The sequence below is a fragment of the Roseovarius spongiae genome, from assembly GCF_003651245.1.
GTDB classification, from domain to species: Bacteria; Pseudomonadota; Alphaproteobacteria; order Rhodobacterales; family Rhodobacteraceae; genus Roseovarius; species Roseovarius spongiae.
The window spans coordinates 1-21,047 of record NZ_RAPE01000007.1 but is presented as its reverse complement, the minus strand read 5'-3'; the positions used below and the strand labels follow the sequence as shown (position 1 = coordinate 21,047).

The window sequence follows — 21,047 nt, the reverse complement described above, 5'->3', positions numbered from 1 at the left end:
AGCGACTGGGACAGGCATGCCTCAGAACGGTGAAGGCATGTCCAACATCAAACAACTATCAGGATGGCGTAAAGCAACGGTGGGACTCGCCACATCAGAGCAGCTTGCCCAAGCCGGCGAACGGATAGGGATGCCCAAATCACAAGCGTTTGTAGCCGTGAAGCGGGTTGGTGCACATATCGGCCTGAAAGCCGGCGACATGATGCTTCTCGACACGCTCGGGGCCTTCACGCAAGCGCAGGACTGGGAGCAGGGATGCCGTCCGATCGTTTGGGCTTCAAACGCTTACCTCATGGACCAAACGGGGTTCTCGCTCTCTGCGCTTAAGCGCCATGCACGACGCCTGGCCGAAGCCGGCGTGATCGCGTTCAAGGACAGCCCCAACGGCAAGCGGTGGGGCCGCAGGGATGCAGACGGCGTCATCATCGAGGCCTATGGCTTCGATCTGTCGCCGCTGTCGGCCCGCGTAGAAGAGTTCGAGCAGCTCCATGCTGAACTACAGGCCGAGCGCGAACTGTGCCAACGCTTGAGGCGCCAGATCACCGTTGCACGGCGCATGATCCGCGCTCGGATCGAAGCGGCGCTCAGCGGCGCACTGAGGGGCCCGTGGAGCCATCTTTCGGGGCTGTTTGAGGATCTTCTGGGCCGACTTCCCCGCCGCAATGACACCTCGGACGCGCTGTCACGTCTCCTGGCCTGGTTCAGAGACCTGCAAGACCGGGTGGAAACTGCGTTCCAAGGGGCGTCCGACGTGGAACAAGCTGTGGACAACTCGGCAGAAACTGCCGAACAGGTGTGTGATAGTGCTCAAGAAATGGACCCCACGGGGGTCAATTCTGAACCTCATATACTAATTACAAATCAACTTAATCCTGTAACTAGTAATTCCTCAGAAAAAGAGAAAGCGGCGGGGGTGGTGCCCAAAGCGGCACCGGAAGACCAAGGGGATAGGGAGTTGGAGAATGGGGTGGCCGAAATCCAGAAGAAACGCGGTGCAGCACTTGATTTGCCCACTGTCATGCGGGCCTGTCCTGAATTCGCCTCCTGGGCGCGCAATATGGGCGGGTATCTGAAAGATTGGGGAGACCTTCACCGGGTTGCGGGGCAGTTGAGGCCCATGATTGGCGTCTCCGAGCATGCTTGGAACCTCGCACAAGACCGGCTTGGGCCTCAGATTGCGACAGCGGCGCTGGTTCTCACGTTTGACAAGCATTGCGCCGGCGAAGTGGCCTCACCGGGCGGCTATCTGCGTGGCATGGTCGAGAAAGCCACGGCAGGGGAGCTGCATCTCGAGCGCAGTTTTTATGGCCGGTTGACCGGGCAGGCGGCGTGATAGTCGCGGTGGATGCACGGGACGGTGTGACTGTCAGAGTCCAGCGGCCTTGGTCAGGTTCACCCGAAACCGATCTCTGCGCCGCTGATAGCGTCGGGTCATTTCAGCCGACGCATGGCCGAGATGCTTTTGGACGTAGCGCTCGTCGGTTTCGGCCGAGCTGGCGAGACCCGCGCGCAAGCTGTGGCCCGAGAACAGGGCGAGGCGGTCCTTTTCCGGTAGCTCCGGCCGGATGCCGGCGGCCAGCACGGTCCGCTTGATCAGACGCGCGACATGCTTATCGCCGAGGCGACGAGTCTCGAGTGCTTTCTTGCCGTCGCGCGAGGTGCGCACGAAGACCGGCCCGAAGTCGATCCTGGCGAAGTGCAGCCATTGCTCCAGCGCATGAACGGGGCAGGTCTGGTCGGATGACCCGCGACCGATTTCGACCTCGCGCCAGCCGGTCTTGGCGTTCAGCGTCAGCAGGGCGCCCTGTTCCATGATCTCGATCCAGCCGCCACTGTCCGGCGTGTCGTCCTTGTGGACATCCAGGCTAACGATCTCGGAGCGGCGCAGGCCACCCGCATAGCCAAGCAGCAGGATCGCCCGATCCCGCAACCCACGCAACTCGTAAGCCAGGGTGGCCACCATGGCGAGGATATCATCGCGCAAAATCGCTTCTTTTTGCACCGGCGGCTTGCCATGTCTGCGATTGATCCCGGCTAGGACCGTTGCGATGTGACGGTTCTTGCGATCGAAAGTGAAGCCGCGCTGCGCATAGTTCCAGGCCATACCGGAAAGCCGACGCTCGATCGTGTTGACGGAAAGAGCAGGGGAGGGGCCCGATCCGGAGGCGAGGTCGGCAAGGTAGAGACCGATCATCTCGGGGGACGGGGGCAGGGGATTCGTGCCCTTCAGTCTGCACCAGCGCGCGAAATGTTTCCAATCCGCGGCATAGGCCTTGTTGGTGTTCTCGGCCGTCGACGCCTTCGCATAGTCGCGCGCCGTGTCGACCAGCCGGTCGAGGGTGCCGGAGCCTGCTACATGAGAGGGCAGGGCGATGGCACCGTCTGTGTCCTGATCTCTCTCGTCGACGTGAGCATCGTCATGTTCATCAGAGGCCGCTGACGTCGATTTCTTGGACTCTGTGGGCATTTTCCGGTGACTCCAGCGATGAAATTGAACTGCTCTTCAGCATATTCCTTCACGTCCGATAATGCAAACTTATTGGACATGACAAAAAGCTTTAAGGTGGGGCGGTTGGGGCGATATTTTCTGGTGAAAAGCGCCGCCCTAGGATAGCCTGGTGGCATGAATTACCAGCCTTTAGCCATCACTGACGATCTGAAGATCCTACCCAAGCTACCTGCTTGGGTCACCTCCGGTCGTGCGGTAACCCTTGAAACTGTGGCTTTTCGATCCGGGGCGGCCCTAACCGTGCTCGATGCGCTGGTGTCTGATCCGGCCCACGGCGTGCCCATGAGGCTTCTCGCCAACCGCCTGGCGTTGACGGCGGCCACAGCGACCTCGAAACTGGAGGGGCGCCTGGCGCGGGATACAGATATCCGCGATGCCTACCACCTGACGCCTCCGGGGGAGGCACGGGGACCCGATGGCGATCTGCTGGCGTTCTGGCGCGATGGAGGACGGCTTCGTCCGAATTGGACGGGCGAGATCGCCGACTTGGTTGGAGCGGAGTTTGCAGGCGAAGTGGATGTCTGGCTGGACGCCGGGCAAGAATGCGCCCGGACCCATGGGCCGCTGGCCGGTTGCGTGGTCGTGCTGCGCGCCGTGCTCCAAGCGGACGACCGGGCGGAGCGGGTCGCCTGCCTGCTCTCGGACGTCGTCTTAGCGCGGGCGCTGTATTGGAAGACAGCGCTACCGGTCTCAGCCCTACGTCTCTCCAAAGCGATGCTGCGCGACCTGACCACAGAAGGGCAGGGGGCCGAGCTGGCGATCCAGGTGCGGATTCTGGACAGCATCGAAACTGCCATCCGGTTAGCGAGGGACTTGACCAACCGTGCCAACGCGCTTCGCGCCGTCGCGCCAAAACTGCGCGCGAAAGGATCGGAGGCAGCGGTCGACGTGTTTCTGAGCGAGGATGCGGTAGCCCCTGCGTCGATGCTCTCGCCGCGCGTTCGCGGCACCTCGACCCCCATGACCTCCCGCGCCGCGCGCCGGTTCTGCGATCGGCTGGTCGAACTGGGTGTGGCGCGGGAACTGACTGGGCGATCGACTTTCCGACTCTACGGGGTCGGACCATGAATGTTGCGACCAAGAAACGGAAACCCGCGGGTGATGGAGAGGCCGTCTTTGACCGGGAGCTCGGCGATCTGCCGCCGGAGCTGCGCTGGCGCGAATGGATGGGGCGGATCGAGGCGGTGCTCTTCGCCAGTGCCTCACCGGTTGGCCGCGACGACCTGGCCCGCGTGGTGGGGCAGGGGGCTTCGGTCGAAATGCTGATCGAGGATATCCAAGCGGAGTTGACCGGCCGTCCGTATGAGCTGGCCCATGTTGCAGCCGGCTGGATGTTCCGAACCCGGTCGCAGTTTGCCGACGCGATCAAGGCGGCGGCCGACCTAGGCGACCAAGCACTCGCGTTCACCGAGATGGAGATGGGTGTGCTCTGCGCCATTGCCTATCATCAACCGATTGATCGGGCAGGGCTTAAGGACATTTTTGGCAAGGAGGTCAGCCGCGATTTGCTGGCGCGGCTGAGGTTCAAGGATTTGATCGCGTCAGGTCCAAGGGCGCCGCGTTCAGGGGCCCCGCATACCTTCGTGACGACGGAAACGTTTCTGGTGACGTTCGATCTGCAGAGCTTGCGGGACTTGCCCGAGCTGGAACTCCAAAGTGATGGGGGTTGAGTAACATTGAAAGGTGCACAGGAATGACAACTGAATGGGAGTGGATCGTACCCTTCAAGGGACGAAGCCATTCCGGATCCGTCGACCAAAACTTTCTCTGCAGAGCGGGCAATGTCTACGTGATGGACAATCATCGTGCAGCCCTGTGGTGCTGGCTGAAAGAACTCGATCTCACCGCACCCCATTCCCTCTTACACATCGACCGTCATCCCGACGCGCTTCAGAGCCGTTTGGACGAGTGGCTTAAGCATTTGCCAAGTTGGTCGGCTGGGATCGATGCCTATCTCGGGAAGACCTACCGGTGTGACGACTTCGATTGTCCTGTCGTCCGCTGGGACAACTATCTCTCCATCTACCTGCGGGAATTCGGGGACAGCCTCACGACCTTCCGATGCCTGACCCATGAAGATGGGGACACACCGAACTTCGGCCATCCGCTGTACAGTTCGCCATGGGAACTACCTGAGAACCTCTCATTTTGGCTTGCGGAACGAGAGGCGCCGTGGATCGTCAACATCGACCTGGACTACTTCTACTGCCAGTTTGAGTCAGACATTCGCATGATGGTCTCCGATGACTACATTGACGCCGTCGCTACAGGCCTCAAGGATGCGATGGATCGTGGCACGATCGGAGTTCTGACACTTTGCCTGACGCCGGATAGCTACACACCAGGCTGGGCGGCGACCGAGACTCTGGCTGCCCGGATTCTCGAGCGGCTGGATCTGGCATTCCGGCTTCCGGATGTTGTCGAACTCATGTAGCGGGAAAGATATCTCCCGCCAGAGTTTATCGAGCCCCCAATCCTTTGATACCCTAGCACAATGAGCCGCATCGACCCCGCCAACTTCCGACAAGACAGCATTTCCGACAGATACGTCTGCACAAAGTGCTTTGACGACGAAGATCTCAAAGATGTCATCCGGAATGATGGGGACCCCGGCCGGTGCAGCTATTGCCGCGCACGTCGCCGTAAGGTCTTACCCCTTGAAGAGATCGCGGAGTTCATCGAGGGCCGGATGGGAACATTCTACGGCACCGCGGTCGACCAGCTGCCCTACAATTCCCGTGAAGGTGGTTACCTAGGGTCGCATTGGGATACGCAAGAACTGCTTTTCGACGAGATTGGTCTGGCTATCGAAGCTCGAGATCATGACCGGCTGATGGACGATCTGCTCAGCGAGATCGAGGACGGTCTCTGGTGCGAGTACGACTGGCTTTCCCTCGAATTCGACGACAGCATGGCTTTTAGCTGGCGCGATTTTCGGCGCATCACGATGTCGGAGCGAAGGTTCTTTTTTCACTCTGTCGGCGCAAGCGATGTGTCGCACCCGGATGAACGCTCTGCTGGCATGTTTCTTGTGGAACTTGCCGAGCTCATCGAAGAACTGGGTTTGGTGCGCTCGGTTCCTGCCGGGCAGTCGTACTATCGGGTGCGAAATCAGACCATTCCGCCGTTCGAACCCACGTCTGCCGCCCTTGGCCCGCCGCCGGCCCGCATCTGTCTGCAATCAAACCGGATGAACCCGCCTGGGATTCCCATGTTCTACGGGGCTGAAGATGGTCCCTCCGCAATCGCCGAGGCCCGCGCGGACGAGCCTGTATTGGCGCGTTTTCAAACCGAAATTCCGATGACACTGGTTGATCTTGCCGAGCTTCCACGGATCCCGGGGTTCTTCTCGACGGCGCCTCGGCGGGTTCGTCAGGGCCTGTCGTTTCTGCACCAACTGACTCGCGAGATGGCGGAGCCGGTCGAGCAGGATGATCGTGTAAATGTCGACTATATCCCGACCCAGATCGTTACGGAGTTCTTCAGGGATTGGTCATTTTCCGGAGGGAACCCCCACGGCATTCGCTATGTTTCGGCTTTGGGGTCTACGGCCGCCAATGTCGTGCTGTTTGCCGGCCCTGACAACGTCGTCGATGCTGATGCGTCCGAAGATGGTGCATGGCTGCGGCTTGTCGAAGTAGAGCCGCCGTAACCTGTGCTTCATGAACCATAACAGATAGATTTTGCTTAGCGGCACTGGGTCCGTGTCGCCGCAACCCGGAGGAACGATAGACTGCGGCTACCGCACCCGACGCAGCAAGTTGTCGATGAGCTGATTTGGCAAGAAGACCGCCTTGTCGTTCCGCCAGAGGGTCAATGCCGTTTCAAGCAGCTTGGGATCGCAAAGGCTCTCCCTCAGCAGTTGATCGACGACCCAAAGGACGCCATGCGCGGCGATCCCGTTGTCCTCGGCGACGCGCCGCAGCAAACGGTCTCCTGTTAGCAAGATGGCTTCAGCATGCATCTGTGCCGTCACGAGGCAGAAGCAATCATTCGCTGAAAGACGCCCGTACCGTTTCTTGATATCGAATGCCTGACCGACCTGGGCGGGCGGCAGGTCATACGTCGCCATGCCGCTTCCGTCGAGAAGTGCCCACTCCTGAGGTGTGAAATCCAGAATCTCGCTGGCGCGTACGGGAAGCGGTACGATGAACTCGTAGGGAAGGGCGCACAAGACGTGCAACAACCGACCTTTCCGAAGATCGATCAAGCAACTGGCATCATTGACGATCACGCGGGCCACGAGACGGACTATCCCCTGATATTCTCTTCGACGGTGGACAGTGAGAGGTGCAGCATCTGAGCGGCGCGTACCGGCGAGATCAACTCCTCACCAAGCGCACGCCAAACCAGGCGTTCAAAGCGCTGCGGATGCTCAAAAGCGCCGAACCCTTCATCATCTCGTATCTCGTCCGGTTCGCTGGTGCGCCAGCGCCGTGCGTAGGTCCGGAACGCGTAGTCGATCATCGACTTGGGCAAGATGCCAATCTGTCCGAGACGCATCAGCATCGCGGCTGCCGACACGCCATAGAGCCGCTTCAGCCGCATGATCTCCATGTAGGTCATGCCACTGCGCGAGGGACCAGCCTCTTCGATCAGGTGATCGGTCGGTATCAGGAATGCCCCGGCAAAACGGTTCATCGCCTTCTCGAGCTTGATCGCCGAGTTTCCGGTCGCCCGAATGACACGATGCGCCAGTTCATGGGCCAGATTGAAACGCCTGCGCTCGACATTGGTGCGGCTTGAAACCACCACTACATCGGTGGAGCTTCGGCCTTCGCTGCGACGTACCTCGCAGGCCAGCCCATCGAAGCGCTCGGCGAAATCGGCTTCGATGACCTTGATGCCCTTGTCCTCGAGCAGCCGCGACATGCTGGGAATTGGGTCGTTGCCGAGCTTCCAGTGCTTTCGCAGCTTGCGTGCAAGGAGGTCCAGTTCTTCGTAGTTCTTGACGACATCGGTCACCAAATCGCCGAACGGATCATCCGGCGGTGCGATCTCCAGGATGTCCTCGATCGCCAGGTAGTCTTCCAGCCTCTCTATGACGATGGCTTCCGCATGAGCGCGGTCCCTCGCGGAGGTGCTGGAATGCTTGCGGAATTCGACGCCGACCAGCTCTTCAACCTGACCTCCCATCAGGAAGTCGAGCGACACGCCAAGTGCCTTGCTCAGACCAACCAGCACCGAGGAGGACGGGTTCATCTTGTCCGCCTCGTATTTGCTGATGGCCTGCGCGGTGATCTTTGGTGAGGTGCGGTCCGCTAGGCCCTGCATCGACAATCCCGCCTTCTTGCGGGCCAGTCGCAATCGTTGTCCAAACATGGTCTGCTCCCGTGAAAACGTCGGTTGATAAGCGACGTTTCTTGCTGTATATATCAACACAAGATTGATGAATCGTCAAGAAAAAAGATACTTGGAGGTCAAAATGACCAAGAAAAATCAGCATGTTGTCCCTCACAAAGATGGTTGGGCCGTGAAAGGCGCCGGCAATGAAAAGGCAACGGCCATCCACCAGACGCAGCAATCCGCGATCACCCAGGCGCGTGACATTGCCCGCAATCAGGGCTCGGAAATGCTCATCCACGGAACCAACGGTCGCATCCGCGAGCGCAACACCTACGGCAAAGATCCCTACCCCCCGGAAGGCTAAGTGAACCATGAGACGTATCCTGTGTATCGATGGCGGCGGCATCAAAGGCACCCAACCGGCGGCCTTTCTGGCGGGTCTGGAAGAAGACCTTGACGAACCGATTGGCCGCTACTTCGACTTGATTGCGGGAACGTCAACCGGGGGTATTCTCGCGATCGGCCTCGGCCTCGGCATCCGGGCCAAGACCCTTCTGGAACTCTACGAAAACCGCGGGCCGACGATCTTCGGGCAAGCTGGAGACAAGAGCTGGCTCGGACGAAAGGCCCGGGACGCGCGTGCCGCGCTGCGTCACCTGGCCAAGCCCAAGCACGAAGCAACCACGCTTCGGGACGAGCTCCACGCCGTCCTCGGTGACAAGCTCATCGGCGAAGCGGAGACCCGGTTGCTGATCCCGGCTTGGGATGCCGATCAGCGCAGCGTCTACATCTACAAGACGTCGCATCATCCGCGGCTCACCAAGGACTACAGGAAGCCGGCCCTCGACGCGGCGATGGCGACGTCGGCCGCTCCGACCTATTTCGCGCGCCACAAGACGGTGGATGATGTTGGGCTTCTCGACGGAGGCACCTGGTGCAACAATCCGGTGGGCGTCGCGACCGTCGAAGCGATCTCGATGCTGGGCTGGTCTCCGCAGGAATTGCAAATCCTGAGCCTCGGCTGTGTCGACGAGGTCTACTTGCTACCCGAATTCCCCGGCAAGGCCGGTCTCGGGGTGAAGGCCCTCAGCCTTCTCATGGACGGGCAGTCCCGCGGTGCGCTCGGCATTGCGCGCCATCTGACAGGCGATCCTCACGACCGGACGGCCGTTCACCGGTATTCGCCGAGCGTGCCGGATGGGTTCTTTTCCCTCGACGACACCACCAAGATACAGAGGCTCAAGGGACTTGGCGCATCGAGCGCCCGGCACGCGGGCCCCACCCTGACCCCCATCTTCTTCCAGCAACCTGCCGAGCCGTTCGTGCCCGTGCATCAACTCGAACGGAACGCGGCATGAACCAGATCTTCTCGCACCACCTCACCGATACCGCCATTCAGCGGCGGGCGCAGGTTTTCACGATCCTAGAAGAAATCTGCCAGGAGCTGGAATGGACACAGACCCAGTTCGAGAAGGCCCGTACCAGCTACGAAGCCGTCGCTGACTGGTTGGCCGGATCGAGCGACCCGATTCTTGCTTCCCTCCATGTCTACCTGCACGGCTCCGGCGCACTCGGCACCTCAATCAAACCGATTGGACGCGACGAGTTCGACGTCGACCTGATCAGCTTCATCCTCGGCCTTGGCCCGGAGATCGCACCGGCACGCCTGAAGGCTGCGATCGGTCAGCGCCTGCGCGAACATGCCTACTACTCGTCGATCCTGGAAGAAAAGAAACGCTGCTGGCGCCTGAACTACGCCGGTGACTTTCACCTCGACATCTCCCCGACCATTGCCAATCCGAACTGCATGAACGGCGGTGAGCTGGTGCCCGATCGCAAGCTACGGGACTGGCATGCTACGAATCCTCGGGCCTATCGGGCCCTCTTCGACGAACGGGCGGCCTTGGTTCCGAGGATGACGCAGTCGATCATCGCGGCACAGCGCGATGCGGCGACGACAGAGCCTTTCCCGGTACGTCAGTCCGTCAAGGGCATTCTGCGGCGGACCGTGCAGCTCCTGAAGCGTCACCGGGATCTGGAATTCCTGCATGTTCAGGAGGAGATCGCACCGATCTCGATCATCATCACGACCCTGGCCATGCGATCCTATGAGATGTGTGTCAGGCGTCATGTTTTCGCCGACGAACTCGAGGTGCTGATCGACACGATCCGCCTGATGCCGGTCTTCATCGAGCGGCCTCTGGTCAATGGCCGCCAGATCTACGCGGTCTGGAACGAGACCACCAACGGCGAGAATTTTGCCGAGCGATGGAATGAAGAACCCGCGCGGGTCGAGGCCTTCTACAAATGGCATAGCAAGGCGCTTGCGGATTTTGAGTCCCTTCGTGACCTCGTCGGCCTAGACGCCATTGTCGGCTCCATGAAGGATAGCCTGGGTGACAAACTTGTTGCCCGAACCATGAACCGGCGGATGGACGCGCTGAACGAGGGGCGGAAGACGGGCGCTCTCATGCTTGGTGCGGGTGTTGGCCTCACCACCCAAAAATCGGCCGCTTCGACGCCCGTTCCCAAGAACGAGTTTTTCGGGGACTAGGCGCGATGGCGGGATCGACCACGAGAAACCGGTTGTCACTGCCCCAGCAGTACCTGTTCCTGCAGAGGTCCAAGACGATCGCCGGCGAAGGGGTGCTCGGACCGGGCCGTCTGGAATGGCGTTTTCACGCACAACCCACGCCGCTTTCCCGGTCGTATCAGGTCACCCTTGTCCTCGAAAGGGACGGGACGCCGGATGTTTGGGTCGTAGATCCTGACTTGAGGTTGCTCGCGGGTGGGCGCGACCTGCCGCATATCTACCATGACCCGGATCGGCTCTGTCTCTATCTGCCCGGGACCGGACAATGGGACGCCAGCAAACGTTTGGACCTCACCATCATCCCCTGGACCCACCTCTGGCTGATCTATTTCGAGGAATGGCTCGTGTCGGACGACTGGAAGGGCGGGGGAAAACACCCTGGAGAGGATGACCCAGACGAGGGCAACCGCGCGTTGCGCCGCAGCCTGCGCCGAATGCATTGAGTTTCGCACCCGCAACGTTCTCAGCTTGGCTCGGAGACGTGTTGGTTAGCGGTCGTCAGAGCTGGTAGAGACTGGAGATCAGGCCGAGGCCAGTTTCTCGATCGATGGGGACACCGAAGGCGTTCGGGTCGAAGTCTGCCAGCCCGTTCACCCTCTCCACATAGGCCCTGAGGTCAGCTTTCAGTGGCTCGGTAACCTCGATGGGCTGATCGGTTGGGAGAAGCTGAAGCAACCGGAACACATCGTTGCGGTGCTTCCTGATATCGCTGCCCTTGGCATTCACGTCTCCATCATCCTTTCGCTGAGACAGGTCGACGAATGCTCTGGCCTTGAACGGGATGAGCAGGCGCTCATCGAGAACAAGAATATCATCAATGGCGCGACGGCTCTCGATGAGTGCCTCGTAGTAGTCCGTGTCCAACAGGATCGCGGAAAGGCTCAGGGTTTCGTCCGAAACCTCTATCACCGTCAACCCTGCATCCTCCGGGATTTCCAGCGCTTCTGGTTTGCGCGCAAAGAGCTCGAGCATCGCCGGATACGATGGCTCGGTCGGCTTGTGGAACCTGTAGAACTCCCGGCGGCCGTTGCTGCGTTCGCGCGCCTGGTAACCTCCGCCATCCAGGAAGGCCTTCAGGGACTGTGCGAAGGACGGATCCACGACCTCGACGCAGAGCACCATGTCGATGTCGTTGGTCTGGCGGAAATCGATGCCGACCTCCTCGAAAATCATCGAACATGCGGTGCCGCCGATAACCGCATAATGGTCGGCATGGTCCGCAAAATGCTCTCGGAACCTGTCCAGGCCTACTACCATGCGAACTCCTCCAACAATTGTTCCGCGGCGGCTTCCAGCCGCTCGTCGGCGTTTTCGCGGAACTGCAGGTAGAGCGATAGCGCGTCGACCTCACGCGTACCCGACACGATATCGGGATCGTACCACCAAACGTCGATCGCGAAGTTCGGCTCCTCGTCCTGTTCGACCTCTTTCCCGAACTCGCCACTTTGAATCCGCTTCCAGTCTTTTGGCCCGGCAGCAAAACGCAGGATGCGGGGCCTGGACATGGTCGAGCGCTCGGAAAGAGCACTTTCGCCGCCGGCAGGCAGATACTCGGGCAATGGACTGCCATGGAAGCCCTTCGGCAGAGAGGGTGCCCGAAACCAATGTTCGGCTTTGACCGGCGAGCGTAGTCTCGGAGCCGCCGCTCCGAACAATTCTCGAGGAGCTTTGGAGAACTGGATATGCTTGCTGCGCCCTCGCGTTTCCACATGCGCTAGCTCGCTGGCCTCCAGCTCTTCGAAGGCGCGGCCAATCGACATCGCCGAGTATCGCAAGATTTCCGTAAGATCGCTCGGTCGCGCGTTTTCCACGTCCCTGAGGTTCAGGTGTCGCAAGAAGAGTGCCTGCGATGCCGGCGACAGTTGATCTTCCGAGAAATCACGTCTTCGCCGAAAATGTTCTCTGAGGTCCATCGCAAGTTGAGGAATGAAGAGCTGGTTTCCTGGCACGATGAAGGCCGCAGACTCCTCTATGAGCCGGCTGCGTTGATAGGCGGATAGGTGGTCCAGTACCAATACGAGGATTCCCCCAAAGTGGCGTTGGATAGCTCCAAGCTGTTTGGAAAGACCTGTAGTAGTCTTGGCGTCCTCTGACTTCGGGACGACGAGCAAGATCGTATTCCCGAAGATCTCCGTTTGTCGGTACTCGAATCCATTGGCAAGAAAGAGCGGCAACCCTTTCTTGCTCCCCCAGGCCTTCAGGCTGGCTGGCACATGAAGCGTTGTACGCAGGTGAGACTGCGCATCCTTGATGAGGTCCTGGGAGGATTTCCGATCCATTTCTAACATGAATTTTGAAACTAACATTGGTGGTGTTATTATTCAAGTATGATGTTAGTGTCTTCGCTGCGAACTGTGATCCCGGTGCCGACCGTGTTTCCGCAGACGGCGACGCGGACAGGTGCCCGTTGCATGATGGTGCGATCCATCCTATCTTGTAGATGCTCTTGGCAGGAGCATGGCACTCGCCGTTCCGAAGCTGCAGGCAGCACTGCCCGAAGATCTTTCTAGCGATCCCCATCAGCTAACACTCTGGCTTGTAGGGCGGTAGGCGAGTGACGTTCGGTGTCAAGCCGGGAGATAGCTATGTTGATCGATGGTCCACGACCCACCACCCTTGTTGGGGTGAAACGCCTTGCCAAGCAGCTCAAGAAGACAAACGGAATCAAGCATTCTGATGCGCTTGATCTCGCTGCCAAGTCTGCCGATTGTGTCAACTTTCGTCATGCACAGCGCACTTTGCCCACCAGTGGGTTCGCGAACTCCAAGCCCTACGTGTTATTGACGATCTACTGGAGCGACAAGGATCGCTGCCACCGCTGCGGGCGGGAAACATTGCGGATCGGGCTTTCCAAGCCAATCCTCGACCTCTGCCCCAAAAGTGCACTCAGATACGTCCGCGGTTTCGGAAACCTTCGAATGGTTGCCGAAGACCACTTCATTTGTGATGACATCGCCCATACGCAAGAGTATGCGCGGGATCGGCTTTGTGCCGCTGAGCGTTCGCTTCGTTTCATGGAGCATACCGGACTGCGACCAAACCGAGACCGCAGGAACTACCCCAGAATTCTGGACACCGACAAACTACCCAATATCGACCATTCAACAGACTGGGTAGATCCAGCCAGCGGTCAATTCGTCCTGATCGACGAGCCCTATGGCAACGCGCCCGACGATTCAGAACGCGCCGCTTGGGCGACTCGCAACGGCTGGCGGCTCGATAAGGCGTCTTGGCCTGGGATGTATCGCCCCTACGATTGCGATCTCTATGTCGGTATCGACACACGCTCCGGATACGACCTTGACGCTCTCATGGAAAAGATCAGTGACATGCCGGAGCCGGTCGTCAGCGAAAACTGGGTGGGCGAATCTGTACCTTCGTGGGAGACGTTTCTCAGCCCAATGGCGAAGACGAAACAGGACGAACGGCGCGCAAGGTGCAAGGGGATGATCTATCCCTCTCCGAGCAAGGCCACCGTACCCTATAACTACAACCCCGGGTGTTCGCGCCGCCGTCCAGCTGGTGAACTCGGAACTGATGGGCATGTGCAGGCAGGCCGCGTGATCAAGGCCGTGATGTCGTCGCAGCATGCGCCAGGCGGGGTTTATTCGCGGTTGAATTCGCTTCGGTCAGAGCTCGAGGATTGGCTGAGCCTTGAGATTGGTCGGGGGCAACTCGAAGGCCCTGAGTTCTTCGAAGTCTACTACACCAGAACTGAAGAGGATCAAACGCTTCAACGGGCATTGACCTCAGCTGACGACCTTGTTGCAGCCCTTCGTGGGCTAGCACGGATGTTGAAGAACGCCTATCCGGATTGCGCCCCACTTCGCCAACAGCTTCGGCGCATTGAGATGTCCGTATCGATAATAGAGAAAGCGAGGTAACTTGCGTTGCGCGCCAACGGATAATTTGGCTCGCAACAGCTCTCTTCCAGGCGCGGTCAATATCAAGGCAAGGGGATCCTCTGATCATGGACTATCCGGCAATTTGTAGGGAAGCTTTTGCTTTGGTCGACGATATCGGCAACGGGGCTTTCAACAACGAGTTCAGTGAACGCGGGACGCTTGCTACGACTGTTGAGGTCGCCATGCCCGTCCTTGCGATCTTTCGTCAGTTGAACCCCGATGACCCGAACTCGATCACTGATGCGCAGTCTCGGCTTTTCAAAATTGCCTCGGCAGAGCAGGGAGTGTTCTCGCGCTATCCAGCTCTGGCTGCTTTTGCGCTTGGTGAAAGCATAGTCGTTCAGTAGCTGCCAACGAGGGCGCCGGGCGGTTAAGCGAGGCAAAGGTTTGCCTCGCTTGTTCGGTGCAGACGAAGAACACTGATTGCTAGCCAGCCTGCTCGCCACCTTTCCCCTCCCTGATACGGCGCAACAGCTCTTTGTCCGTTGGGTCTGCACCGTTCATGATCGCGTCCACCTGACTGAGGTGCTGCGAGGCACGCCTCAGGTCCCGCGGGATGAGTGCTTCAGTTCTTGTTCGGGCTTTGTCCTCAACAACCTCGTGCCCTTCGTGAACAGCCCAACCGATAAACCCCCGTTCGAAGCGCTCTTTCGTTTGGTCGTCCAGGCGAAGTTCTTGAACTGGTTCACCTTCTCGTATCCGGAGAATCTGAAAGTCCCGATAAAACCCTCCCCGCCAGTTCACCTGCAACCGGCCGGATCTCTTCGACCTCTTCGGCATCGGCGACAACGAGACCTTCAGGTAGACATCCGGATCATCGATATTGATGAGTGCCAACGCCAGGTCGAGCGGCTCGCCGAGAGCGCTGTGTGTCCAGATGTTTTTATCGAGGAGGTAGTCGTCGCTTTCGTGGGTCCAGTATTCGCCGTCAGGTATCCAGAACATGGGTCGATCATCAAGCGAGTCCGGCGGCGAGAACTCTACTGTGTTCCAAACCTGCATGAGTGGCTGCGACAGCCTGAACCGGACGCTACCAACTTCCGCAAATTGCTTCTGCTCGAGATGCGGGGCCGCTGCTGATGCCAGGCGGAGTGCCAGATCGAGATCTGTTACCGATGGCGTGTCGCCTTCATCAAGCAGGACCCGGACCCCCTGAGACGCATAGCCATCGTCAGGCGCACGCCCATAGAACTCCGGGATGGACAACACGCAATCGAAGGGACCGACAACGATCCGAAGCGCTTGGCAAGCACTCTGCGCCAAGACGGGGTACAGCTCGATGGAGTTCAGGTTTTGGATTACGTCATAGATGAGCTGCGCAACGACTGGTTCAAGGTCCGATGCAAAGGCTTCGGCGATGCGTAAGGCACCACCGCGATTCAAGATCAGTTTTGCGTAGATGGATGCCTCGCTGTAACCATTGCCTTCAACGACGCTGAGTTCCAAACCGATGATTGGATCGCCTGCGTGCTGCATCCCAAACAGGGGACGGATTTCTTCAACAAGATAGGCGAGGTCAATGCCGTTGTCGGTGTTCTTCACCTCCGCCAACCGTGCAGGACGCTCTATAGCATTTCGGTCGACCGGTGGAATAAAACCGATGTTAAGGCCTACCGGAAGGCGGGTACGCTTGGATTGCCTGGCTTTCAATGCGCCCCAATTTGAACCTGGGCAGATTGCAGCGGCGAGATCGTTCAGAAGTGTCAGCTTCGTGGGGCGATCTTCTCCCCTCCATCGTTCCAGAATCCGATCCACGCCTTTCGACAGGCGGTCGAGTTCGACCGGGAAGGTCTCGGCTGATGGCACATCTGTGTTCATGTTCATTTTGCTCATCCCTCTGGCGTGCCTCCGAGTCCAAATTCAAGCCGTGGGCCCTATAGCAGGAGTCGGAAAGCGCGCAGCTGATTGAGCAAACCGATGAATTTCAAGAAGCTCGGCAAACCAGGATCCAATGGGCCCGGATCAGGTTCGCTGGGTTGGTTCTCACCTGCTGCGCCGACCTGTTCCTCACAGCGCGCCAGCCCCAACTGAGCTAGAATAAGTCTATATTGCTGACGCTCGACAAGCAACTACCTGCGAGGTGCCCAGAATCCGGGACACACTTTGGCTTGATCCGGAAGTTTAGGCACTGCGACGTGAGGTAGGACAAAGCTGGAGCACAGAGGCAAAAAATCGTAGGTGTAATGAACTGTTCAATTTGTAATCTTTAAGCAGACAATCATGCGGCTCCTTGTTTCAGCTGACATTCACCTCGGATCTCCGATCAGGTCGGTCGCGCTGCGAAACTCTGATCTTGGCGATCGTTTGAAACAGGCGAGTCGTGACACGTTCGCACGGATCGTCGATCTGGCGGTGACCGAGAACGTGGATGCGCTCGTTTTGGCGGGGGACATTTTCGACAATGGATACCCGGATTTGCGTTCTCGCGCCTTCCTGATCGCACAGTTGTCACGGGCCGCGGAGGCAGGTGTGCCAACGGTGTTGGTCCGCGGTAACCACGATGCGTTGCTCGACCACCAAGCTCACGGAGAACTTGGCCCCAACATCCATCTACTGCACAAGGACATGCCGACGGTCGAAATTGGCGATGTCGCTTTTCATGGGCTTTCGTACGATGCAGCTCATGTCCGAAAGAGCTTCCTGCCCGATTACCCAAAACCGGTGCCGGGCAAACGAAATGTCGGCCTTATGCATACCTCGCTTGATGGAGCTCCCGGTCATGATCCGTATGCGCCCTGTGCCGCGGCCGATTTGATGGCGCACGGCTTCGACCTTTGGTGCCTCGGTCATATACATGCGCCATTTGAGCGTCGGGACGGCCCCGTTTTGGCGGTCATGCCGGGCATTCCGCAGCCGCGCCATTTCGGTGAGCGCCGGGGCGGGACAGTCACGCTTGTCGAAATGGGAGACGGCGCGCCCATAGTCGAGCGGCGCGACGTTGCGCAGTTGGGTTTCGCCGAACTGGAATTAGACCTCCAAGACTGCGGCGATCAGCAGGACCTAGTTGGTCGCCTCAGAGACGGGTTCTTGTCGGCGCAGGTGCGGAATCAGCATATCGCCGTCCGGCTGACGGCCACGAGCTTGGGGCAGAGTGCCGAGTATGTCACGGAACTCGCCGAAGAAGTCGTGGGCGACGTCGATCAGGTTTTTCTGGACAAGATCACAGTCGTACCGCCCTCTCGCCCACTCAACACCGAGACAGATGACCTTGTTCGACTGATGCGCGCCGAAATGGCCGAAGACGGCTTCCGGCAAGCAGCCCTTCAGCAACTTGATGAAGTCCGTACCGCCCTGGCGAGCGAAATCGCGGGAGAGTTGGACGACAGCGCTCTGGACGCTCTGTTCGAAGATGCCATCGCCGAGGTGATGCTTGCGCTTCATGCGGAGCGGCCGGAATGAGACTGAATGAGCTGCATCTTATCCGCTACGGCAATTTCGAAGACGCTGAGATCGTCTTTCCGGTGCCGGGGCCAGGCACCCCCGACGTAACTGTGGTTTACGGGCCGAACGAGGCCGGAAAGTCGACGGCGTTTCACGCGCTACTGGAAGTTCTCTTTGGCTTCCGAGCTGGTGCGCATCCCTATGCATTCCGGTTCGAGCGAAGCGACTTGCTTGTGGGGGCGGGGCTTGATCTACCCGGTCGCGGGGCAACTGTCCTGCGGCGAAACAGCAAGCGGTCGCAGTCCTTGCTGGATACAGACAATCGGCCGGTCGCCGACGCGATCCTCGCGAGCGCGTTGCACGGGCTGACGCGGGAGGAATTTGAGGAGAGGTTCTCGCTGGATGAGAGAGGTCTGCGGGACGGCGGTGAACGGATTGCCAGTGCGAAGGGCGATCTCGGTCAGCTTTTGCATGCGGGCGTCTCGGGTCTGACCGGCATTTCGGAGACGCTGAATGCACTGTCGGAGCGCGCCGACAAATTCCACAAAAAACATGGCCGTGCCACGGAGCTGAAACAGGCGAACGACCGCCTGAAACAGATCAGCCGCGAGCTTCGAGCTGATCGGCTGACCTCGGAACGGGAACGAACTCTTCGTCAGGACCGTGAACAGAAGACCGCGCGGTTCGAGGCGGAAAACTTGGCGCTGGTCACTGCTCAAAAACGTCGTCTTGCCGCCACGGCGGCCAGTACGTGGTTCGACCGAACCGAGGAGATGGAACGACTTGCCGAGGCCCTGGGGGACTACCCCGATGGCCCGGACCTGCCCCAGGATGCGGCGGAGCGCGTCGCGGCGCTGGTGGAGAAAACTTCCTCGCTCGAGGCCAGGATCTCCGAGGCAGACAATGACGTCGCCAGCCTGGACGGGATCATTGAGGAGAATCCCGCTGACACGCTCGCTCCGGCGCTAAACGCCGAGTTGGAACGTCTTGATCAGATGACGATCGATGGAGCCCCGTTGATGGACCGCGCCACGACGGCGCGCGCGGATCTCGACCGTCGGACTGCAGACCGGGATGCGCTCGCCACGGAGATATCAGCGGCGCTGGCGCGGCTTTCGCTTTCCAATGTTTTGGTGTCGGATCTTGTTTTTGACACGGCGGAACTGGAAGAGATCGCCGAGGCTGTCGAGGCGTGCCGCATGGCCCGCGAGGCGTTGAACACGGCGAAGGCCGTTGCCGATGCGGCGAGAGCGCGGGAGGGCGAGGCGCCTAGCGAACCGCAGGATCTGACCCTCCTGCGCGACGCATTCGAGGCCTGGAGACCGGTTTCGGACCTGACCACGTTCGAGGCGGAACGGGATCAGACGCTTGCGCGACTGACCAAGGCTGCCGCCGGTTTGCCTTCGGACTGGACCGGTTTGGTGGATGCCGGCCTGCCCGCGCCCGAAACGCTTGAGCAAGCCGCGCGGGAGTGGTCGGCCTTGTCCGCGGACATTGCCGCCGCAAAGGGCAACGTCGAGGAGCGCTCGAAGGAACTGGCGGATGCCACGGCTGACATGTCGGCATTGCAAGCCGCGCCTGAGGCGGTGGATGTCGCCACGACCGAAGAAACCCGCCGTTACCGCGACTTGGCTTGGATGCGCCACCGCGACGACCTGTCGGATCCGTCCGCCGACCATTTCGAAGAGGCGATGCACGCGGATGACAGTGCGCGCGCCCATTTCGTGGCGGGAGCCGAGATCCGCCAGCGGCGGCTCGAAGCGCAGAGGCGGGAAAAGACAGCAAAGGCGGGTGTCGAAACCGCTGAGGCGCGGCTGGCAGACCTGATCGATCGCCACGAGAGTTTGTCCGAAACTTATTCGAAGCTGTCGCTGAGGCTTGGTCTGGAAGCAGGCGCTCCTCCAGCGGCTTTCGGACCACGCCACCAAGCTCTTGCGGCCGCCGCTAGCGCTGCAGCCGATCACTCGAACGCGCAAACAGCGTTGGATACCGGCCGTCGCCGCGAAGGGACCTTGCGCGCTGAGCTGGCGGACGCGGTTCGCGCTCTCGACCTCGGCACGGCGAAGGGCGATCTGGCGGCCCGGGTGCAAAGGGTTCTGGCGCTCGAAGAAAGCGATCGCAGGGCTTGGAGCAAATGGCAGGACAGCCAGAAGGCTATTGAAAAACTGGACGGCGACGAGCAGGTCAAGAAGGACGATCTCAAGCGGGCAGAGCTCGAGTTCGAACGGTTGACTTCCTCTTTGCCGCTGCCGGATCGCTCGGTCGAGGGGGTCCGGAATGCTCTTCCACATTTGCGGAACCTACTTCGGCTGAATACCGATCATCAGCGTCTCGATGACCGGATCGAGGCTCTGCAACAGGCGATTTCGGCGTTGTCAGAGGGGGCCGAACGGCTGGCGAAGATTCTTGGTACGACAGAGGATCAGGGCGGGCTGGAACCTATTCAGACCATCGACCAGGTGCGCTTGCGTCTGGCGGCGGCAACGCGCGCCGACGAGAAACGCGGTGATGCCAAGTCCCGCCGGGACAAGGTCATGGCGGCACGGCATCGCCATACGACCGAGCTTGGGACCGCAAGGAGCGAACTAGATGCCCATTTCAACGGTCAGGGAGATGACAGCCTTCTGCCGAGCGATCGGATAGCAAGGCTGGTTGAACGGGATCGGTTGCGCGCCAACCATCTGGCGGCGGATCAGGACAGGCAGCAGGCCATCGTTGGCGTCGACGAAGATCTCTTCGGGGAGGAACTCGACCGGATGCCGGACGCCTCCCGCGGACTTGTTCTCGAACAGCAGGTGCGAGACGCGCAAGACAGCCGAGACTCCGCGCGCGACGCACAACGTGAGGCCGAGCGTTTGTACCGCGAAGCATTCGACGCCGCCGACCGTAGCGATCTGGTCACCGAACAGGCGACGTTATTGGAGGCGCTCCGAAGTGGCGGTCGCAAGGCGGTCATTGCAAGGCTGGGTGTGCTGGCGGCCCGCGGGGCACTTCGTCGGCTGGCGGAGGAACGACGCAGCGACATGTTGCGCGATGTCGAGGCTGCCTTTGTGACAATGACCAAGCCCAAGTGGCGCGGCGTCGATGCCTGGAGCCAGGTCGAAGGCGAAAAGTTGGTCGGCATCGACGCCGACGGCGCCAAGGTTCCGGTCGAAAAGATGTCGACGGGGACGATGGGACAGCTTTACTTCGCATTGCGGCTGGCCGGTTATCGCGGCTTTGCGCGCGACCCCGGTCCTCTTCCGATGATCCTCGACGACATCATGGAAACTTTCGACGACACGCGCGCCCGGGCCGCGCTGCAGCTATGCGCCGAGATCGGGGCAAGTGGGCAGGCGATCCTATTCACGCACCACGCGCACCTGGTTGAGAT

19 protein-coding genes are annotated in these 21,047 nt (G+C 59.8%); 13 read left to right on the top strand and 6 right to left on the bottom strand.

Translation table 11 applies throughout. From position 1 onward, the window contains the following. The first annotated feature begins 37 nt into the window (after positions 1-37). Complete coding sequence (gene repC / locus D6850_RS17485; protein WP_121168999.1) at positions 38-1,333, top strand: plasmid replication protein RepC; 1,296 nt, start codon at positions 38-40, stop codon at positions 1,331-1,333. 33 nt (positions 1,334-1,366) lie between these two features. On the opposite strand, the gene D6850_RS17480 is transcribed toward repC, so the two are convergent. Then, a complete protein-coding gene (locus tag D6850_RS17480; protein WP_121168910.1) occupies positions 1,367-2,467 on the bottom strand; it encodes a tyrosine-type recombinase/integrase in 1,101 nt (366 codons plus the stop codon). Between the two features lie 156 nt (positions 2,468-2,623). Here D6850_RS17480 and D6850_RS17475 point away from each other — a divergent pair, with 156 nt between their 5' ends. From D6850_RS17475 to D6850_RS17460, 4 genes are read left to right on the top strand one after another with little or no spacing between them, the layout of a single operon-like run. Next, entirely contained in the window at positions 2,624-3,577 is a 954-nt protein-coding gene (locus tag D6850_RS17475) for a DUF1403 family protein (RefSeq protein ID WP_121168909.1), read from the top strand. Beyond that, positions 3,574-4,179, top strand: a complete 606-nt coding sequence (gene scpB, locus D6850_RS17470) for an SMC-Scp complex subunit ScpB (RefSeq protein WP_121168908.1) — start codon at positions 3,574-3,576, stop codon at positions 4,177-4,179. Before D6850_RS17475 ends, scpB begins: the two co-directional genes overlap by 4 nt. A gap of 23 nt (positions 4,180-4,202) precedes the next feature. Beyond that, a complete protein-coding gene (locus D6850_RS17465; RefSeq protein ID WP_121168907.1) occupies positions 4,203-4,943 on the top strand; it encodes a peptide arginase family protein in 741 nt (246 codons plus the stop codon). Between the two features lie 60 nt (positions 4,944-5,003). After that, positions 5,004-6,161, top strand: a complete 1,158-nt coding sequence (locus tag D6850_RS17460) for a HEPN-associated N-terminal domain-containing protein (RefSeq protein WP_121168906.1) — start codon at positions 5,004-5,006, stop codon at positions 6,159-6,161. Positions 6,162-6,248: 87 nt separating this feature from the next. Here the strand turns inward: D6850_RS17460 and D6850_RS17455 are convergent, their stop codons facing one another. Next, positions 6,249-6,752 (bottom strand): PIN domain-containing protein, encoded by a 504-nt coding sequence (locus D6850_RS17455; protein ID WP_121168905.1) that lies wholly within the window; start codon positions 6,750-6,752, stop codon positions 6,249-6,251. An 8-nt stretch (positions 6,753-6,760) separates the two neighbouring features. Then, the gene (locus D6850_RS17450) at positions 6,761-7,831 is read right to left on the bottom strand and encodes a helix-turn-helix domain-containing protein (protein WP_121168904.1); all 1,071 of its coding nucleotides are present in this window, start codon (positions 7,829-7,831) and stop codon (positions 6,761-6,763) included. Positions 7,832-7,934: 103 nt separating this feature from the next. Between D6850_RS17450 and D6850_RS17445 the strand changes: the two genes are divergently transcribed. From D6850_RS17445 to D6850_RS17430, 4 genes are read left to right on the top strand one after another with little or no spacing between them, the layout of a single operon-like run. After that, on the top strand, positions 7,935-8,159 hold the full coding sequence (locus D6850_RS17445) for a DUF2188 domain-containing protein (RefSeq protein WP_121168998.1): 225 nt from the start codon (positions 7,935-7,937) through the stop codon (positions 8,157-8,159). Positions 8,160-8,166: 7 nt separating this feature from the next. Further along, entirely contained in the window at positions 8,167-9,153 is a 987-nt protein-coding gene (locus tag D6850_RS17440; protein WP_121168903.1) for a CBASS cGAMP-activated phospholipase, read from the top strand. Then, the gene (locus D6850_RS17435; protein ID WP_121168902.1) at positions 9,150-10,349 is read left to right on the top strand and encodes a nucleotidyltransferase domain-containing protein; all 1,200 of its coding nucleotides are present in this window, start codon (positions 9,150-9,152) and stop codon (positions 10,347-10,349) included. The genes D6850_RS17440 and D6850_RS17435 overlap by 4 nt, the downstream gene beginning before the upstream one ends. A gap of 5 nt (positions 10,350-10,354) precedes the next feature. After that, entirely contained in the window at positions 10,355-10,831 is a 477-nt protein-coding gene (locus tag D6850_RS17430; RefSeq protein WP_121168901.1) for a type II CBASS E2 protein, read from the top strand. Positions 10,832-10,886: 55 nt separating this feature from the next. Here the strand turns inward: D6850_RS17430 and D6850_RS17425 are convergent, their stop codons facing one another. Together D6850_RS17425 and D6850_RS17420 are read right to left on the bottom strand one after the other, a co-directional pair. After that, on the bottom strand, positions 10,887-11,645 hold the full coding sequence (locus D6850_RS17425) for a hypothetical protein (RefSeq protein ID WP_121168900.1): 759 nt from the start codon (positions 11,643-11,645) through the stop codon (positions 10,887-10,889). Then, positions 11,639-12,676: a hypothetical protein gene (locus D6850_RS17420; RefSeq protein WP_147438923.1), complete on the bottom strand. Its 1,038-nt coding sequence runs from the start codon at positions 12,674-12,676 to the stop codon at positions 11,639-11,641. The genes D6850_RS17425 and D6850_RS17420 overlap by 7 nt, the downstream gene beginning before the upstream one ends. A 297-nt stretch (positions 12,677-12,973) precedes the next feature. On the opposite strand from D6850_RS17420, the gene D6850_RS17415 reads away from it, so the two are divergent. Both D6850_RS17415 and D6850_RS17410 read left to right on the top strand, forming a co-directional pair. After that, on the top strand, positions 12,974-14,272 hold the full coding sequence (locus D6850_RS17415) for a DUF5623 domain-containing protein (RefSeq protein ID WP_147438922.1): 1,299 nt from the start codon (positions 12,974-12,976) through the stop codon (positions 14,270-14,272). A gap of 86 nt (positions 14,273-14,358) precedes the next feature. Beyond that, a complete protein-coding gene (locus D6850_RS17410; RefSeq protein ID WP_121168897.1) occupies positions 14,359-14,640 on the top strand; it encodes a hypothetical protein in 282 nt (93 codons plus the stop codon). A gap of 79 nt (positions 14,641-14,719) precedes the next feature. On the opposite strand, the gene D6850_RS17405 is transcribed toward D6850_RS17410, so the two are convergent. Then, positions 14,720-16,126 carry a hypothetical protein gene (locus D6850_RS17405; protein WP_147438921.1) on the bottom strand — a complete coding sequence of 469 codons (1,407 nt, stop codon included), beginning with the start codon at positions 16,124-16,126 and terminating at the stop codon, positions 14,720-14,722. A gap of 387 nt (positions 16,127-16,513) precedes the next feature. On the opposite strand from D6850_RS17405, the gene D6850_RS17400 reads away from it, so the two are divergent. Further along, on the top strand, positions 16,514-17,692 hold the full coding sequence (locus tag D6850_RS17400; protein WP_121168895.1) for a metallophosphoesterase family protein: 1,179 nt from the start codon (positions 16,514-16,516) through the stop codon (positions 17,690-17,692). Beyond that, positions 17,689-21,047 (top strand): AAA family ATPase (locus D6850_RS17395; RefSeq protein WP_147438920.1); only part of this gene is annotated, 3,359 nt, incomplete at its 3' end. The genes D6850_RS17400 and D6850_RS17395, both read left to right, overlap by 4 nt.

What these genes read in the sequence shown, in the direction of transcription:
- repC (WP_121168999.1), top strand. Translation starts at nt 38, where the DNA reads ATGTCCAACATCAAACAACTATCAGGATGGCGTAAAGCAACGGTGGGA.
- D6850_RS17480 (WP_121168910.1), bottom strand. Translation starts at nt 2,467, where the DNA reads ATGCCCACAGAGTCCAAGAAATCGACGTCAGCGGCCTCTGATGAACAT.
- D6850_RS17475 (WP_121168909.1), top strand. Translation starts at nt 2,624, where the DNA reads ATGAATTACCAGCCTTTAGCCATCACTGACGATCTGAAGATCCTACCC.
- scpB (WP_121168908.1), top strand. Translation starts at nt 3,574, where the DNA reads ATGAATGTTGCGACCAAGAAACGGAAACCCGCGGGTGATGGAGAGGCC.
- D6850_RS17465 (WP_121168907.1), top strand. Translation starts at nt 4,203, where the DNA reads ATGACAACTGAATGGGAGTGGATCGTACCCTTCAAGGGACGAAGCCAT.
- D6850_RS17460 (WP_121168906.1), top strand. Translation starts at nt 5,004, where the DNA reads ATGAGCCGCATCGACCCCGCCAACTTCCGACAAGACAGCATTTCCGAC.
- D6850_RS17450 (WP_121168904.1), bottom strand. Translation starts at nt 7,831, where the DNA reads ATGTTTGGACAACGATTGCGACTGGCCCGCAAGAAGGCGGGATTGTCG.
- D6850_RS17445 (WP_121168998.1), top strand. Translation starts at nt 7,935, where the DNA reads ATGACCAAGAAAAATCAGCATGTTGTCCCTCACAAAGATGGTTGGGCC.
- D6850_RS17440 (WP_121168903.1), top strand. Translation starts at nt 8,167, where the DNA reads ATGAGACGTATCCTGTGTATCGATGGCGGCGGCATCAAAGGCACCCAA.
- D6850_RS17435 (WP_121168902.1), top strand. Translation starts at nt 9,150, where the DNA reads ATGAACCAGATCTTCTCGCACCACCTCACCGATACCGCCATTCAGCGG.
- D6850_RS17430 (WP_121168901.1), top strand. Translation starts at nt 10,355, where the DNA reads ATGGCGGGATCGACCACGAGAAACCGGTTGTCACTGCCCCAGCAGTAC.
- D6850_RS17425 (WP_121168900.1), bottom strand. Translation starts at nt 11,645, where the DNA reads ATGGTAGTAGGCCTGGACAGGTTCCGAGAGCATTTTGCGGACCATGCC.
- D6850_RS17420 (WP_147438923.1), bottom strand. Translation starts at nt 12,676, where the DNA reads ATGTTAGAAATGGATCGGAAATCCTCCCAGGACCTCATCAAGGATGCG.
- D6850_RS17415 (WP_147438922.1), top strand. Translation starts at nt 12,974, where the DNA reads ATGTTGATCGATGGTCCACGACCCACCACCCTTGTTGGGGTGAAACGC.
- D6850_RS17410 (WP_121168897.1), top strand. Translation starts at nt 14,359, where the DNA reads ATGGACTATCCGGCAATTTGTAGGGAAGCTTTTGCTTTGGTCGACGAT.
- D6850_RS17405 (WP_147438921.1), bottom strand. Translation starts at nt 16,126, where the DNA reads ATGAGCAAAATGAACATGAACACAGATGTGCCATCAGCCGAGACCTTC.
- D6850_RS17400 (WP_121168895.1), top strand. Translation starts at nt 16,514, where the DNA reads ATGCGGCTCCTTGTTTCAGCTGACATTCACCTCGGATCTCCGATCAGG.